Below are 16168 nucleotides of genomic sequence, written 5' to 3'. Positions count from 1 at the left end.
ATTCGAGGGGAGAGGTCAGGGGGTCGGGACCGGTTGGGGGGCGCGCAGCGCCGACCGCAGGCGGCCCGCCATCAGCGCGAGCGCCTCGGCGCCCACCATCGCGCCGTGGTCGCAGTCCACCGGGTGCAGGTCGAGGCCGCCCGTCAGGTACGGGTGCCACGCGTCCGGGTGCGGGGAGCGGGCGGTCTTGTCGGCCGTGGCGTGGAAGTACAGGACGTCGCCGCGGAAGGTGCCCGGGGTGAAGCCGGGCAGCAGGCTGAGGTTGGCCGCGAAGGCGCGCGGCAGGGCGGCCGCGATGTCCGCCGGGAGCCCGCCGAGGGGCCCCTGGGGGTCCCGTACCGCCGTGAGGTAGCTGCCGTACGTGACACCCGCGTCGCCCCACTTCCCGGCGTCCCAGCCCAGGTTGGCCAGGAGCGCCGCCAGGGTGTGCGGGTCCTCCGGCTGCCACAGGCGGTCCCAGGAGGGGTCCGGCGGGTAGCCGTCCAGCATCGCGAGGAGGCCCACCTCCTCGCCGTCCGACTGGAGTTGGACGGCCATCTCGTGGGCGACTCCCGCGCCGAACGACCAGCCGAGCAGGTGGTACGGGCCGTGCGGGCGGACCGCGCGGAGTTCGGTGAGGTAGTCGGCGGCCATGGCGCTGATCGAGCCGGGCGCCGCGCCGGGGTCGGCGAGGGCGCGGGACTGGAGGGCGTACACCGGCTGTTCGGGTGCGAGGGCGGTGAGCAGGCCCGAGTAGACCGAGCCGACGCCGGCCGAGGGATGGACGCAGAACAGCGGCGGGAGGCTGCCGGTGGTGCGCAGCGGGAGCAGGACGCCGTGCGGTTCGGCCGGGTCGGAGGCGTGGTCGAGGCGGTCCGCGAGTCCGGCCGGGGTGGGTGTCTCGAACAGGGTGCGCAGGCCCAGCCGGACGCCGAACGCGGCCCGGATGCGGCTGCTGAGGCGGGTGGCGAGGAGCGAGTGGCCGCCGAGGTCGAAGAAGCTGTCGTCGGCGCCGACCCGCCGTTCGGTGCGCAGCACGTCGGCGAAGATCCCGCAGAGCAGGTGCTCGCGTTCGGTGCGGGGCGGGCGGAAGGCGGCCCCGGCCGAGGAGCCGGACGGATCCACGGAGCCCGAGGCGGCGTCCGGGTCGGGGGCCGGGAGGCGGCGGGTGTCGATCTTGCCGTTGGGGGTGAGCGGGAAGGCGTCCAGAACCATGAGGTGCGCCGGGACCATGAAGCCGGGCAGCCGTTCGGCGGCGAAGGCGCGCAGTGCCACCGGGTCGGGGCGGGTGGTGCCGGGGCCCGTGCCGGCCGGGATGACGTGGGCGAGCAGGGCCTCCGCCCCGCCCCGGCCGGGGCCGACCCGGACCACGGCGGCGCCGACGTCGGGGTGGCGGGCGAGCACGGACTCGATCTCGCCGGTCTCGATGCGCAGGCCGCGCAGCTTGACCTGCTGGTCGGTGCGTCCGGCGAAGACGAGCCGTCCGTCGGCCCGGCGGCTGACCGCGTCGCCGGTGCGGTACATCCGGGTGCCGGGCGGCCCGTACGGGTCGGCGACGAAGCGTCCGGCGGTGAGGCCGGGGCGCCGCAGGTAGCCGCGGGCGACGCCCGCGCCCGCCAGGTACAGCTCGCCGCGCACCCCGTCGGGGACGGGCCGCAGCCGGTCGTCGAGCACATAGGTGCGGGTGTTGGCGACCGGGCCGCCGATGTCGGGCAGGCCCTCGGCGCCGGGCGTGCCCTGCGGGGCGACGGCTCCGGCGGTGGCGGCGACGGTGCACTCGGTGGGCCCGTACATGTTGGTGAAGACGAAGGACGCGCCGGGGCGCGGCCGGTTGCGCAGCACGTCGCCGCCGCAGTAGACGAAGCGCAGGGCGGGAGCCCGGTCGGTGAGGTCGTCGAGGACGAGGTCGACGCGCGGGGTGGGCAGCAGGAGGAAGGTGATGCCCGCGTCGGCGACCCAGTCGACCAGGGCGTCGGCGTCGTCGAGGACGTCCTGTTCGGCGACGCACAGGGCGGCGCCCGCGAACAGGGCGGGCCAGATCTCGATCACGGAGGCGTCGAAGCCCTGGGTGGCGACCTGGCTGACCCGGTCGCCGGGGGTGATCGCGTACTCCTGGCCGAGCCAGCGGCACAGGTCGGCGAGGTTGCGGTGTTCGACGACGACGCCCTTGGGGCGGCCGGTGGAGCCCGAGGTGTAGATGACGTACGCGGCGGAGTCGTCCGGGACGGTGATCCCGGGCGGGGTGCCGGGGCGGGCGGCCAGGGCGGCGGCGTCGGCGGTGAGGTCGACGAGGACGGCCCCGGTGTCGGGGACGAGGGCCCGTTCGGCGCCGCCGGTGATGATGGCGGCGGCCTGGGAGTCCTCGATGAGGAAGGCGAGCCGGTCGGCCGGATAGCCGGCGTCGAGGGGTACGTAGGCGGCGCCCGCGCGGTGGCTGCCGAGCAGCGCGACGATCATGTCGGTGCCGCGGCCGAGGCACACCCCGACCAGGTCGCCGGGGCGGACGCCCCGGTCGACGAGGTGGTGGGCGAGCTGGTTGGCGCGGGCGTCGAGCTGGGCGTAGGTGAGGTGTTCGGTGCCGCAGGTGAGGGCGGTGGCCCCGGGGCGGCGGCGGGCGTGGGCGGCGACGGCGTCCGGGACGAGGGTGCCGGGGGGCACGTCGACGGTGGGCCCGGTCCAGCGGGCGGGCAGGGCGGCGAGTTCACCGGCGGAGAGGACGCCGAGTTCGCCGATGGGGACGTCGGGGCGGGTGAGGGCGTCGTCGAGGAGCCGGGCGAGGCGTTCGATGAGGGTGTCGACGGTGGCCATGTCGAACAGGTCGGCCATGAAGTCGACGTTGAGGCTGAGCCCGGACGGCTCGCCCGCGGCGTCGTAGGTGTCGCCGATGGCGATGGTCAGGTCGAAGGACTTGGCGGCGCCGGTACCCGCGCCGACCGGGTCGACGGAGAGGCCGGGCAGCCGCAGCGCGTCGCCGGACTTCTCCTGCTGGACCAGCAGCATGATCTGGAACAGCGGGTGGCGGGTGAGCGAGCGGGCCGGGTTCAGCTCCTCCACGAGCCGGTCGAAGGGCACGTCGGCGTGGGCGAACGCCTCCAGGTCCACTTCCCGTACCCGGGCGACGAGTTGGCGGAAGGTCGGGTCGCCGGACAGGTCGGTGCGCAGGGCGAGGGTGTTGACGAAGAAGCCGACCAGGTCGTCGAGGGCGTCGTCGGTGCGGCCCGCGGTGGCGGTGCCGATGGCGAGGTCGTCGCCCGCGCCGACCCGGTGCATCAGGGCGAGGAGGGCGGCGTGCACCACCATGAACACGGTGGCCTGTTCGGTACGGGCCAGGGCGAGGAGCCGCCGGTGGAGTTCGGCGCCGGTGGTGAGGGTGGTGGCGCCGCCGCGGTGCGAGGGCTGGGCCGGGCGGGCCCGGTCGGTCGGCAGCGCCGACTCGTCCGGGAGCCCCGCCAGGGTGTCCCGCCAGTGGGTGAGCTGGCGGGCGATGATGCTGTCCGGGTCGTCGGGCTCCCCGAGCAGGTCCTGCTGCCACAGGGTGTAGTCGGAGTACTGCACGGGCAGCGGCTCCCAGACCGGCGCGTGCCCGGCGAGCCGCGCCGTGTAGGCGGCGGCCAGGTCACGCACCAGGGGGCCGAGGGACCAGCCGTCCGTCGCGATGTGGTGCATCACGAGGAGCAGCGTGCGGTCGTCGGGGCCGGTCTCGAAGAGGTGGGCGCGCAGCGGGAGTTCGGTGGCGAGGTCGAAGCCGATCCGGCCGGCGGCGGCGAGCGCCTCGGTGAGTTCGCCGGGGGCGCAGGGCGAGACCAGCCAGGGCACCTCGCGTTCGCCGCTGTCGAGGACGCGCTGGTACGGCTCGTCCTCGACGGCCAGGCACAGGGTGCGCAGCACCTCGTGCCGGTCGACGACGTCGGTGAGCGCGGTGCGCAGCGCGGCCTCGTCGAGGGTGCCGCGCAGCCGGAGCGCGAAGGGCAGGTTGTACGCGGCGGTCGCACCGTGGGCCTGTTCGAAGAACCACAGGCGGCGCTGGGCGAAGGACAGGGGTATCACGAGGAGCCTTCCCTCCTGCGGGCCCGGAGCATGGGGCGGGCCTTCGGGGCGGTGGTCAGCTGGTCGGCGAGGCCCGCGACGGTCGGTGACTCGAAGACGGCCTTGATGGTGAGTTCGGCGCTGAGCACCGATCTGACCCGGCTGATCAGGCGGGTGACGAGCAGCGAGTGGCCGCCGAGGTCGAAGAAGTTGTCGTCGATGGTGACGGTGTCGCGGCCGAGGATCTCCGCGAACAGGCCGCACAGCTTCTCCTCGCGCTCGTTGCGCGGGGCCCGGCCGCCCTCCCGGGACTCGTAGGCGGGGGCGGGCAGCGCGCGCCGGTCGAGCTTGCCGGTGGGGGTGAGCGGGAAGGCGTCGAGGGTGACGTACCCGGCGGGGATCATGTACTCGGGGAGCCGGTCGGTGAGGTGGGCGCGCATCGAGGCGGGCTCGGGCACGACGGCCGGGTCGGCGGGGACGACGTAGGCGACGAGGCGCTTGTCGCCGGGGGTGTCCTCGCGGACGACGACGGCGGCCTGGCCGACCTCGGGGTGGCTGCCGAGGACGTTCTGGATCTCTCCGGGTTCGACCCGGAAGCCGCGGATCTTGACCTGGTCGTCGGCGCGGCCGTGGAACTCCAGGATGCCGTCGGCGCGCCAGCGGACCAGGTCGCCGGTGCGGTACATGCGCTCGCCGGGTGTGCCGAAGGGGCAGGCGACGAAGCGCCCGGCGGTGAGCGCGGCCTGTCCCGCGTAGCCGTGGGCGAGGCCGACGCCGCCCATGTAGAGCTCGCCGATGACGCCGGGGGCGGCCAGGTTGAGCTGGTCGTCGAGGACGTAGAGGCGCTTGTTGGAGAGGGCGCGGCCGACCGGGATGGAGGCGGCGTCCGCGTCGGCCTCGGTGATGTGGTGGGCGACGGTGAAGATCATGGACTCGGCGGGCGAGTAGCCGTTGACGAGCCGGAGCCGCGGGAACTCCCGTACCAGGCGCATCACATGGGGGATGGAGGCGGCTTCGCCGCCGGTCATCACGTGGCGCAGTCCGGCGAAGACGCCCGGGTACTCGTCGAGCAGGAAGTTCAGCAGGCTCGCCGAGACGTGCAGCGAGGTGACGGCGTGCTCGTGGACGAGCCGGGAGATCAGCGCGGGTTCGGGGCGCTGGCCGGGCTGGAGGACGCAGGTGGCGCCGGTGAGCAGCGCGCCGAAGAGTTCGAGGGCGAAGGCGTCCCAGGAGACGGGGGCGCACTGGAGCCAGACGTCGTCGGCGCCGAACGGCAGGCTGCGCTGGTTGGTGAGGGTGCCGACGACCGCGCGGTGCGGCGAGACGACGCCCTTCGGGGTGCCGGTGGAACCGGACGTGAACATCACGCAGGCGCCGTCGGAGGGGCCCGCGATCCGCTCGACCGGTCCGGCGTCCAGGGCGGCGATCGCGGCGGCGTCCCGGTCGATGACGACCTCGGTGTAGCCGTCGAGCCGGCCGGCGAGGGCGCTCTCGGTGATCAGCAGACCGCTGCCGGTCTGGCCGAGGACCACGGCGATCCGCTCCACCGGGAACTCCGGGTCGAGCATCGTGTACGTGCCGCCCGCCTTCAGCAGGCCGAGCACGGCCACCACCAGGTCCACCGAGCGCGGCAGGTACACCCCGGCGACGTCGCCGCGCCGCACCCCGGAGGCGGTCAGATGGCGGGCCATCCGGTTGGAGCGCTCCTCCAGTTCGCGGTAGCTGACCCGCTCGCCCTCGAAGACGAGCGCGGTGGCGTCGGGGGTGGCCGCCGCACGGCGCGAGAACACCTCGTGCACGCAGGACTCGGCGGGGAACTCGGCGTCGTCGCCCGCCCAGTCGTCGAGCAGCGCGGTGCGCTCGGCGCCGGACAGCACCTCCCAGCGGCCCACCGGCAGGTCGGGGTCGTCCAGTTGGGCCTCCATGAGCCGTTCGAGCCGGGCCACCAGGGCCTCGATGGAGGCGCCGTCGAACAGGTCGGTGGCGTACTCGACGACGGTGAGGATGCCCGCGGGCTCCCGGTTCGCGTCGAAGGTCTCGGTGAAGCCGAAGGTGAGGTCGAACTTGGCGGAGCCGGTCAGCACCGGGTCGACCTGGACCTCGATCCCGGGCAGCGTCAGCTTCGCCTCGGCGTTGTTCTGGACCACCAGCATGATCTGGAACAGCGGGTGGCGGGCCAGCGAGCGCGGCGGGTTCAGCTCCTCCACCAGGCGCTCGAAGGGCACGTCGGCGTGGGCGTAGGCCTCCAGGTCGGTGTTGCGGACCCGGGCCACCAGCTCGCGGAAGGTCGGGTCGCCGGACACGTCCGAGCGCAGCACCAGGGTGTTGACGAAGAAGCCGACCAGGTCGTCCAGGGCCTCGTCGGTGCGGCCGGCGACGGGGGTGCCGAGCGGCACGTCGGTGCCCGCGCCGAGCCGGGTGAGCAGGCCGGACACGGCCGCCTGGATCACCATGAAGACGGTCGCCTGGGACTCCCGGGCGAAGGCGAGGACCCGCCGGTGCAGCTCCTTGCTGAGCATCACCTCGGCTATCTCGCCGCGGTGCGTGGGGTCGGAGGGGCGCGGCCGGTCGACCGGCAGCACGGTCTCCTCGGGCAGGCCGTCGAGGGCCTCCCGCCAGTAGTCCAGCTGGCGGGCGATGATGCTGTCCGGGTCGTCCGGATCGCCGAGCAGGTCCTGCTGCCAGAGGGTGTAGTCGACGTACTGCACGGGCAACGGCTCCCAGACCGGGGTGTCGCCCGCGCTGCGGGCGGCATAGGCGTAGGTCAGGTCGCGCAGGACCGGGCCCATGGACCAGCCGTCGCTGGCGATGTGGTGCATGACCAGGAGCAGCACGTGCTCGGTCGGGCTGACCACGAAGATGTCGGCGCGCACCGGGAGGGTGGTGCCGAGGTCGAAGGTGTAGCGGGAGGCGGTGTCGAGGGCGACGACGAGTCCGTCGGCCTCGACCTGGGTGACCTCGACGCTGACCCGCGCGTCGGCCGTGGGCATGACCCGCTGGTGCGGTTCGCCCTCCAGCTCGACGAACACGGTGCGCAGCGCCTCGTGCCGGGCCACCACGTCGAAGATCGAGGTGCGCAGGGCCTCGACGTCCAGCTTGCCGCGCAGCCGGATGGCGAAGGCGACGTTGTAGGTCGAGTTGGGTCCCTCCATCTTGTTGAGGAACCACAGTCTGCGCTGGGCGTAGGAGAGGGGAATGTCCTCGGGACGGTCCATGACGCTGGAACCCTTTCGCGCTCGGCGGGCGTCGATGGTGCGCGCCGCGAATTCGGAAACCGTGGGTGCCTCGAACAGGTCCACCACGGCGAGTTCGACGCCGAGGGCGGAGCGGAGGCGGGTGATGAGCTTGGCGGCGAGGAGCGAGTGGCCGCCGAGGTCGAAGAAGTCGTCGTCGATCGTCACGCGGTCGTGGCCGAGGATCTCGGCGAACAGCGCGCACAGCGTTTCCTCGCGCTCGTCGCGCGGGGCCCGGCCGCCCTCCCGTGAGGCGTACGCGGGGGCGGGCAGGGCCCGCCGGTCGAGCTTGCCGGTGGGGGTGAGGGGCAGGGCGTCGAGCACGACGTGGGCGGCCGGGACCATGTAGTCGGGGAGCCGGTCGGCCACATGGGCGCGCAGGGCGGCCGGGTCGGGGGCGTGCGCCGGGTCGGCGGGCACGACGTAGCCGACGAGCCGCTTGTCGCCGGGGGTGTCCTCGCGGACGACCACGGCGGCCCTGCCGACCTCGGGATGGCCGGCGAGGACGCTCTGGATCTCGCCGGGTTCGACCCGGAAGCCCCGGATCTTCACCTGGTCGTCGGCCCGGCCGTGGAATTCGAGGACGCCGTCGGCGCGCCAGCGCACCAGGTCGCCGGTCCGGTACATCCGCTCGCCGGGCGGCCCGAACGGACAGGCCACGAACCGCCCTGCGGTCAGGCCCGGTTGGGCGGCATAGCCGTGGGCGAGGCCGATCCCGCCCATGTACAGCTCGCCGATGACGCCGGGGGCGACCGGGCCGAGCTCGTCGTCCAGGACGTAGAGCCGCTTGCCGGAGAGGGCGCGGCCGACCGGGATCGAGACGGCCGAGGCGGTCGGGGCGGCCGAGGCGGTCGGGGCGGCCGAGGCGGTCGGGGCGGCCTCCGTGTCCGCCCCGGTGACGTGGTGGGCGACCGTGAAGATCATGGACTCGGCGGGCGAGTAGCCGTTCACGAGCCGGACCCCGGGGAACTCCCGTACCAGCCTGGCCACATGGGGCACCGAGGCCGCCTCGCCGCCGGTCATCACCTGCCGGAGCCCGGCGAAGACGGCCGGGTACTCGTCGAGCAGGAAGTTCAGCAGACTCGCCGACACATGGAGGGTGGTGACGGCGTGCTCGGCCACCAGGCGGGCGATGACGGCCGGTTCGGGCCGCTGGCCGGGCTGGAGGACGCAGGTGGCACCGGAGAGCAGCGCCCCGAACAGTTCGAGCGCGAACGCGTCCCAGGACACCGGGGCGCACTGGAGCCACACCTGGTCGGCGCCGAAGTCGACGTACTCCTGTCCGGTGAGGGTGCCGACGACCGCGCGGTGCGGCGAGACGACGCCCTTCGGGGTGCCGGTGGAGCCGGACGTGAACATCACGCAGGCGCCGTCGGACGGACCCGCGACCGGCGGGAGCGGACCGCCGTCCAGGGCGGCGACCGTCGCCGCGTCCCGGTCGGTGACCAGCTCGGTGAAGGCGGCGGGGAGCCGGCCGGCCAGCGTGCTGTCGGTGACGACGAGCCGGGCGCCGGTCTGGCCGAGCACGGCCGCGATCCGCTCCACCGGGAACTCCGGGTCGAGCATCGTGTACGTGCCGCCCGCCTTCAGCACCCCGAGCACGGCCACGACCAGCTCGGCCGAGCGCGGCAGCCGGACGCCGACGACATCGCCGCGCGCCACTCCGGCGGCGGTGAGATGCCGGGCGAAGCGGTTGGCACGGGCGTCGAGTTCGCCGTACGGGACGCGCTCGTCGCCCGAGACGAGGGCGAGCGCGTCGGGGGTGGCGGCGGCGCGGCGGGCGAAGACCTCATGGACGGTGGCGGGGGCGGGCTCGCGGAGCTCCGGGTCGGCGGGCGCGGCGGCCGGTTCCGGGGCCGGGGCCGCTGAGGCCGCCTGCTCCGGGCCCTGGGGCCGCTCCGGGGCCGCGCCCGACCAGGTGCCGAGGACCGCCCGCCGCTCCGCCGCCGAGAGCACGTCCCAGCGGGCGACCGGCAGGTCCGGCTCCGCGAGGGCCTGGCCGAGGACCCGGACCAGGCGCTCGCCGAGGCGCTCGACCGTGTCCCGGTCGAAGAGGTCGGTGGCGTACTTCAGGAGGACGGTGATGCCCGCCGGGTCCTCCCCACCGGCACCCGCGGCTCCCCCGCCCTCGGCGAACGTCTCGGCGAAGGTCTCGGCGAGCTCCACCGTCAGGTCGAACTTCGCCACGTCCAGCTCGACGACCTCGGTGTGCGCGGTCAGGCCCGGGAGTTGCAGGGCCGGCTGCTCATGGCTCTGGAGCAGCAGCATGACCTGGAACAGCGGGTGCCGGGCCAGCGAGCGCGGCGGGTTCAGCTCCTCCACCAGGCGCTCGAACGGCAGGTCCGCGTGGGCGTACGCCTCCAGGTCCGTCGACCGCACCCGGGCGAGCAGCTCGCGGAAGCTCGGGTCGCCGGACAGGTCGGCGCGCAGCACCAGGGTGTTCACGAAGAAGCCGACCAGGTCGTCCAGGGCCTCGTCGGAGCGGCCCGCGACCGGGGTGCCGAGCGGCACGTCGGTGCCCGCGCCGAGCCGGGCGAGCAGCCCGGCCAGGGCCGCCTGCACCACCATGAACACGGTGGCCTGGTTCTCCCGGCCGAAGGCGACGATCCGCCGGTGCAGCCCGGCGTCGAGCCCGGCGCGCACCACACCGCCCCGGTACGAGGCGACCGCGGGCCGGTTCCGGTCGTACGGCAGGGGCAGCTCGTCCGGCAGCCCGGCCAGCGCGTCCCGCCAGTGGTCGAGCTGGCGCCGCACCATCGAGTCGGGGTCGTCGGCGGCGCCCAGCAGGTCCTCCTGCCAGAGCGTGTAGTCGGAGTACTGCACGGGCAGCGGCTCCCAGATCGGCGCCCGGCCGTCGAGCCGGGCCTCGTAGGCGGCGGCGACGTCACGGAGCAGCGGGCGCAGCGACCAGCCGTCGGTGGCGATGTGGTGCATCACGACCAGGAGCAGGTGGTCCTCGGCGTCGATCCGGAACAGGTGGACGCGCAGCGGCAGTTCGGTGGCCAGCTCGAAGCCGTCGGCGGCGGCCCGGTGCACGGCGTCGGTCAGCGTGTCCTCGGTGACGGCGGTGACGGTCCAGGGCACGTTGGTCTCGGCGGCGTCCAGGGTCCGCTGCCGGGGCTCGCCGTCGGCCTCGGGGAAGACCGTGCGCAGCACCTCGTGCCGGGTCACGACGTCATGGACCGCCGCCCGCAGCGCCCGGGTGTCGAGGGCGCCGCGCAGCCGGACCGTCAGGGGGACGTTGTAGGTGGGGCCGGGGCCCTCGACCTGCTGGAGGAACCACAGCCGTGCCTGTGCGTAGGAAAGCGGAGTCATCGGTCTTCCCATCGGTCTTTCCTCGGGAGGGTGGCGGTGGTCAGGCCGCGCCGGTCAGCGAGCTCTGGGGCCGGATGTCGGTCCAGTTGCTCTCGATGTACGTGAGGCAGGCGGCCCGGTCGGCGGGGCCGTGCACGGTGCGCCAGCCCGCCGGGACGTCGGCGCGGGCGGGCCACAGGGAGTGCTGGTTCTCGTCGTTGACGAGGACGAGGAAGTCGATGTCGTCGCGGTCGAAGGGGTTGCTCATGGCGGACTCCTGGGAGGGGTGGGTGTTCTCTCGGGACGGGGGCGGGCGTGCCGGGTCAGACGAGGAGGGCGTGCGGCTGGCGGGCCAGCGAGCGCTCGGCCTCCAGGGCGAGCTGGAGCAGCGCGCCCTCGTCGGACGGGCCGAACAGCGAGATGCCGATGGGCAGTCCGCTCTGGGCGGCGGGCACGGTGACGTTGGGGCGGCGGGCGAGCGCCGGGAGGGTGGAGCTGCCCGGCGAGTACGGGTCGCCGAGCTGGTGGTCGACCAGCCAGGCGGGCTCGTTGGTGGGTGCGACCAGGGCCTCGACCCCGTACCGGCGCAGCGTGCCGTCGAGCAGCGCCACCGCGCGTTCGACCGCGCGGGCCCGGTCGGCGACCGCCTTGGCCCGGTCGGGGTCGCCGAGGCCGAGGACGGTCTCGAACAGGTCCTGGCCGAACAGCGACAGCTCGACCGGGTCGGCCCGGTTGGCCTCGACGATCTCGGCGAGGGTGCGCGGCACGCCGTCCCGGCCGGCCAGGTAACGCTCCAGGCTGGGGGTGAACTCGGCGTACATGGCGCGCAGTCCGTCGATCAGGATGTCCCGCTCGACGGTCAGCTCGACGTCGACGACGGTGAATCCGGCGGCCCGCAGACCCGCGGCGGTGGTGTCGAGGACGGCCGTCACCTGGGCGGGCATCCGGGGCACCCGCCACAGTCCGATCCGGCGGCCGAGGCCGCCGAGCGGCACCGGCAGTTCGAGCGCGCGGGGCGCCGAGCCGCTCTCGACCGTGTCCGGGCCGGTCAGGACCGCGAGGGCGAGGGCCGCGTCGGTGACCCGCCCGGCGAACACGCCGACCGAGTCCTCGGTGTCGGAGACCGGCACGACGCCCGCCAGCGGCAGCGTCCCGGGCGTCGGCTTGAGGCCGACGACCCCGCAGAGCCCGGCCGGGCTGACGATCGAACCGTCGGTCTCGGCGCCGAGCGCGAGCGGCGCCATGCCGGTGGCGACGGCCACCGCGGAGCCGGACGACGAACCGGACGCGGTGCGCTGCGCGGAGTACGGGTTGACGGTCTGGCCGCCGACCGCCGACCAGCCCTCGCAGCCCTGGGTGGTGCGGAAGCTGGACCACTCGGTGAGGTTGGTCTTGCCGAGCACCACCGCCCCGGCCCGGCGCAGCCGTCCGACGACGGCGGCGTCGCTGCGCGGCGGGGACCCGGCGAGCAGCCGGGAGCCGGCCGTGCTGGCGAAGCCCGCGGTGTCGATGCTGTCCTTGACCAGGACCGGGATGCCGTCGAGCGGCCCGTACGGGGTCCCGGCGGCGTACCGGGCGTCGGCGGCGGCCGCCTGGTCGAGCGCGGTGGCGTCGATCGCGAGCACCGCGTTGAGCACGGGGTTGGCGGCGGCGATCCGGTCCAGGCAGAGCCGGGTGAGGGCGGTGCTGGTGAGCGAGCCGTCGCGCAGCCGCTCGTGGAGGTCGGTGAGGGCGGGGAATCCGTTGACGCGTGACTCGCCGCGGACGTGTTCAGCCAAGGCGGGCGCTCCTCAGGGTGGGAGTGAGCGCGACGATCGCCGTGGCCGCGAGACACAGGGCGGCGAAGACGCGCAGGGTGGGGGCGAAGCCGAGCCAGTCGAGCGCCACGCCGTAGGCGGCGTTGGCGAGCGGGGCGGCGCCGAAGATGACCAGGGACAGCACGGCCATCACCCGGCCGCGCACCTCCGCCCCGGTCCACTGCTGCGTCAGGGAGACGAGGATGACGCCCGAGAGCCCGGTGACCAGGCCGAGGAGCAGGTAGAGGACGAGGCCCGCGGGGAGCGCGGTGACGTCGCCGAGCGCGGCCAGGCAGACGGCGGCGAGGGCGGTCTCGACGATCAGCGCGATGCCGACCCGCTTCGCCTTCGGCAGCAGCATGGTCACGAAGGAGCTGGCGACGGCGCCGACGGTGTACGCGGTGAGCAGGTACCCGGCTCCGGCCGCGCCCGCCCCGGTCCGGTCGGACAGCAGGACGAGCCCGAGGTTGACCGGCGGGGCGCAGCTGAGTTCGTTGAGGGCGATCACGACGAGGATCAGGGAGAGGTGCCGCTGGCCGCGCAAGTAGCGGATGCCGAAGGTGAGTTCGCGCAGGAACGGCTTGCGCTCGGGTGGCGGCGGCACTTCGTGGACGAGTTTCACCTTGGCGCTGGCGAAGGCGGAGGCCGCGTATCCGAGGGCGTTGGTGAGGGCGATCAGCGGCAGTCCGCCGAGGCTGATCATGGCGGCGCCGATGGGTCCGCCGGCGGCCTGGCCGCCGCGCAGCCCGAGCACGAACAGGGCGTTGCCGCGCAGCAGATGGGCTTCGTCGAGGAGCAGCGGCTTGATGGCTCCGGAGGCGGGGATGAAGAAGGCGCTGATCAGGGCGACGAGTGCGGCGGTGACGAAGAGCAGCGTCACGGAGGGCCGGGTGAGCAGCAGCATTCCGGCGGCGCCCACCATCACCGCGCAGCGGGCCAGGTCGGCGAGGACCATCATGCGGCGCGGCCCGGTGCGGTCGGCGAGCACGCCGCCGCCGAGCAGCGCGATCAGCCGGGGCAGCGCGGACAGGGCGAGGAGGGAGCCCGCCGCGGCGGCGCTGACCTCGCGGGACAGGGTCCAGGTGAGGGCCACGTACCAGGCGGCGTCGCCGAGCGCGGAGAGGCCCATCGCCCCGGTGAAGGTGAGGTAGTTGAGCCCCAGGTAGTGCCCGGGGCCCCGGCGGGCGGCGCCTTTCGGCCCGCCCTCGGGTGCGGGGGCGGTCTCCACGCCCGTGTCGGTGTCACTCATGGACGACCGCCTCCTGTGCCGCCGCGAGGTTCGCCGGTACGAGGGGCCGCGGCGCCCACAGGTCCTCGGGGCCCAGGGCCCTCGGGGTGTACTTGCCGACGGCGCTGATCAGCAGCCGCAGTTCCAGGGCCAGGCACTCGGCGAGCCGGACGAGTCCGTGCTCCGGGTCCTCGTCGACGGCGACGAGCGCGCCCCGGCCGAGGCCGACGGCGGTCGCGCCGAGCGCCAGGCACTTGACGGCCCGGCCGCCCTCCCAGATCCGGCCGGAGGCGAGGAGGGAGGGGATGGGGGCGGGGGCGTCGGGGCCGAGGCTGGTGCCGAGGCCGCTGCCGGTGCTCAGGCCGGTGCCGGTGCCCGGGCTCATGCCCGTACCGGATCCGCCGCCGAGTCCGATCCCGGTTCCGGCCGCCGTCCCGGTGAGGACCGCGCGCAGGCCCGCGTCCGTGGCCGTGCGCTCGCGGATCCGGGCCAGGCACTCGCCGAGCGGCAGCCCCACCTGGGCGAGGAAGGCGCGCGGGGCCCAGCCCGAGCCGCCCTCGGCGCCGTCGACGGTGACCGCGTCGGCGCCGGCCGCCCAGGCGACGGCGGCGGCGTGGCCGATGTCGCGGCCCGGGTGGAGCTTCACCCAGACCCTGGCCCGCGGGTAGTTGTTCCGCATGAGGTGGATCTGCTGGCGCAGGATCTCCTCGGTGAAGGTGCCCGGGCTGCTGCACCGCAGCACCCGGTCGGCGTCGGCGCCGTAGACCGGCTCGAAGGCGTACTGCTCGTCCACCCGGCGGGCCTCGGCCGCGCCGAGGACGGTGAGACCGCCGAGGCCCGGCTTGGCGCCCTGTCCGGTCTTCAGCTCGAAGGCGAGCCGTCCGCTGTCGAGCAGCGGCTGGGCGCCCGGGTCGCTGTAGACCAGGTTCCACACCTCGGCGTCGGCGTCCTCGGTGCTCTGCTGGACGACGAGCCCGCCGAGCCCGTCGGGGAGTTCGGCCGTGTAGGCGCGGATCCGGTCGAGGACGGTGCGCCCGCTCCGCTCGCCGGAGCCGCCCGTACGGTCGGGGTCACCCGTACCGTCGGGGCCCGGCGCACCGGGGTCGGCCGCGGTGCCGGAACGGCCGTACCCCGCGATCGGCATGATGTTCTCGCCGACGACCATGGGGATGCCGAGCCGTCCGGCCTGGCGGCTGAGGGCGAGGACGTGGTCGGTGCCGGCCGCCTTGGTGGAGCCGAAGGCGGACAGGTAGAGGGGCAGCGGCGAGGCGAACCCGCCGATGACGGTGGCGAGTTCGACGTCCGAGTGCAGCGGCTCGCGGGCCAGGTCGATCAGCTTCTCCAGGCGCAGCGGCATGAAGACGGGCGGTGTGACGCGCAGCGCGTCGATCGGGTCGGTCGGGACCTCGGTCCCGAGGCCGGGGTCCTGTCCGAAGGCGGTGGTGCCGTAGTCGGTGACGTCGGGGAAGGCGGCGGCGGTCCCGAGGCGGGCCCGCTCGCGTATCGCCTCGTCGGGGAGGCCGGGGGTGCGGAACGCGGGTCTGTCCGCCGCGTCGGACGCGTGGGCTCCGTTCACGGCGACACCCGGCCCGGGAGCTTCGGGAAGGCGTTGGCCTGCCAGGCGGCGTCGAGGCCGGTGACGTAGCGGGTGAACCGCTCGACGCCGATGCCGAAACCGGCGGAGCCGGGGATGCCCTCGCGGACCATCTTCAGGTACCAGCCGTACTTGGCCGGGTTCTCGCCGGTCTCCCGCATCCGGGTGACGATCCGGCCGTAGTCGAACTCGCGCTCGCTGCCGCTGCACAGCTCGCCGTAGCCCTCGGGCGCGATCAGGTCGAAGTTCCGCAGCACACCGGGCTGTTCGGCGCTCTCGCGGTCGTAGAAGCCGCGCGAGCCCTTGGGGTAGTCGGTGAGGAAGAAGGGGCGGTCGGCGTTCTCGGAGACGATGACCTCGCCCTGCCAGTCGATCTCGGCGTCGGCGCTCTGCGGGTGCCCGCCGGACCGCAGCTCGGCGACCGCGTCGGCGTGGGTGCGGCGGCCGAACGCCTCGGTGAGCAGCTTCTGGAAGACGCTGGTGTCACGGCCCAACAGCTCGAACTCCGCCGGGAGTTCGGCGATCGCACGGCCGACGGAGTGCCGGACGAGCGCCTCGACGACCCCGGTGATCTGGTCCCGGGACGCCCCGGCCATCTCGACGTCGATCTGGTGGAACTCGGCGAGGTGCCGGCTGGTGTTGGCGGTCTCCAGCGGCTCCATCCGCACGTTGGGCGCGATGCAGAAGATCTTGTCGAAGGCGAGCAGCGACGCCTGCTTGTAAAGGATCGCGCTGGTCATCAGCTTGTACTTGTGGCCGTAGAAGTCCAGGTCGACCTGCTTGGAGCCACGGATGCCGGGGTCGGTCACCGGCCCGATGATCGGCGGCATCATCTCCGCGAAGCCTTCACCGGTGAGGTATTCGCGCGCCCCGGCGAGCAGCTGCTGCTGCACCCGCAGCGCGGCCCGGGTCACCGGCGAGGTGAGGTGTTCCCGGGGGTCGGCGGGCGGCAGCGGGGCGGCGGCCTCGGTGGTCGTCTTCTCGGGTGAGGTGAGGGTCATGGTGACGCGTCCTGTCG

At 74.3% G+C, this 16168-nt stretch carries 7 protein-coding genes; all 7 read right to left on the bottom strand.

Annotated elements, in window-relative coordinates:
• Window positions 1-15: 15 nt before the first annotated feature.
• From ACIPXM_RS23110 to ACIPXM_RS23080, 7 genes are read right to left on the bottom strand one after another with little or no spacing between them, the layout of a single operon-like run.
• Window positions 16-4026 (bottom strand): amino acid adenylation domain-containing protein, encoded by a 4011-nt coding sequence (locus ACIPXM_RS23110; RefSeq protein WP_401658281.1) that lies wholly within the window; start codon window positions 4024-4026, stop codon window positions 16-18.
• Window positions 4023-10553: an amino acid adenylation domain-containing protein gene (locus ACIPXM_RS23105; RefSeq protein ID WP_401658279.1), complete on the bottom strand. Its 6531-nt coding sequence runs from the start codon at window positions 10551-10553 to the stop codon at window positions 4023-4025. The genes ACIPXM_RS23110 and ACIPXM_RS23105 overlap by 4 nt, the downstream gene beginning before the upstream one ends.
• Before the next feature lie 40 nt (window positions 10554-10593).
• Entirely contained in the window at window positions 10594-10800 is a 207-nt protein-coding gene (locus ACIPXM_RS23100; RefSeq protein ID WP_401658277.1) for an MbtH family protein, read from the bottom strand.
• Window positions 10801-10855: 55 nt separating this feature from the next.
• Complete coding sequence (locus ACIPXM_RS23095; RefSeq protein WP_401658275.1) at window positions 10856-12310, bottom strand: amidase family protein; 1455 nt, start codon at window positions 12308-12310, stop codon at window positions 10856-10858.
• A complete protein-coding gene (locus ACIPXM_RS23090) occupies window positions 12303-13577 on the bottom strand; it encodes an MFS transporter (protein ID WP_401658273.1) in 1275 nt (424 codons plus the stop codon). The genes ACIPXM_RS23095 and ACIPXM_RS23090 overlap by 8 nt, the downstream gene beginning before the upstream one ends.
• Window positions 13570-15132 (bottom strand): glutamate synthase-related protein, encoded by a 1563-nt coding sequence (locus tag ACIPXM_RS23085; protein WP_401658271.1) that lies wholly within the window; start codon window positions 15130-15132, stop codon window positions 13570-13572. Before ACIPXM_RS23085 ends, ACIPXM_RS23090 begins: the two co-directional genes overlap by 8 nt.
• Window positions 15129-16151, bottom strand: a complete 1023-nt coding sequence (locus ACIPXM_RS23080; RefSeq protein ID WP_401658269.1) for an asparagine synthetase A — start codon at window positions 16149-16151, stop codon at window positions 15129-15131. The genes ACIPXM_RS23085 and ACIPXM_RS23080 overlap by 4 nt, the downstream gene beginning before the upstream one ends.
• Window positions 16152-16168: the final 17 nt, after the last annotated feature.

The sequence above is a fragment of the Streptomyces sp. NPDC090025 genome (assembly GCF_044748125.1).
GTDB lineage: Bacteria > Actinomycetota > Actinomycetes > Streptomycetales > Streptomycetaceae > Streptomyces.
Note: the sequence above shows the minus strand (reverse complement) of the source record. Positions and strands in the feature narration are given on the sequence as shown.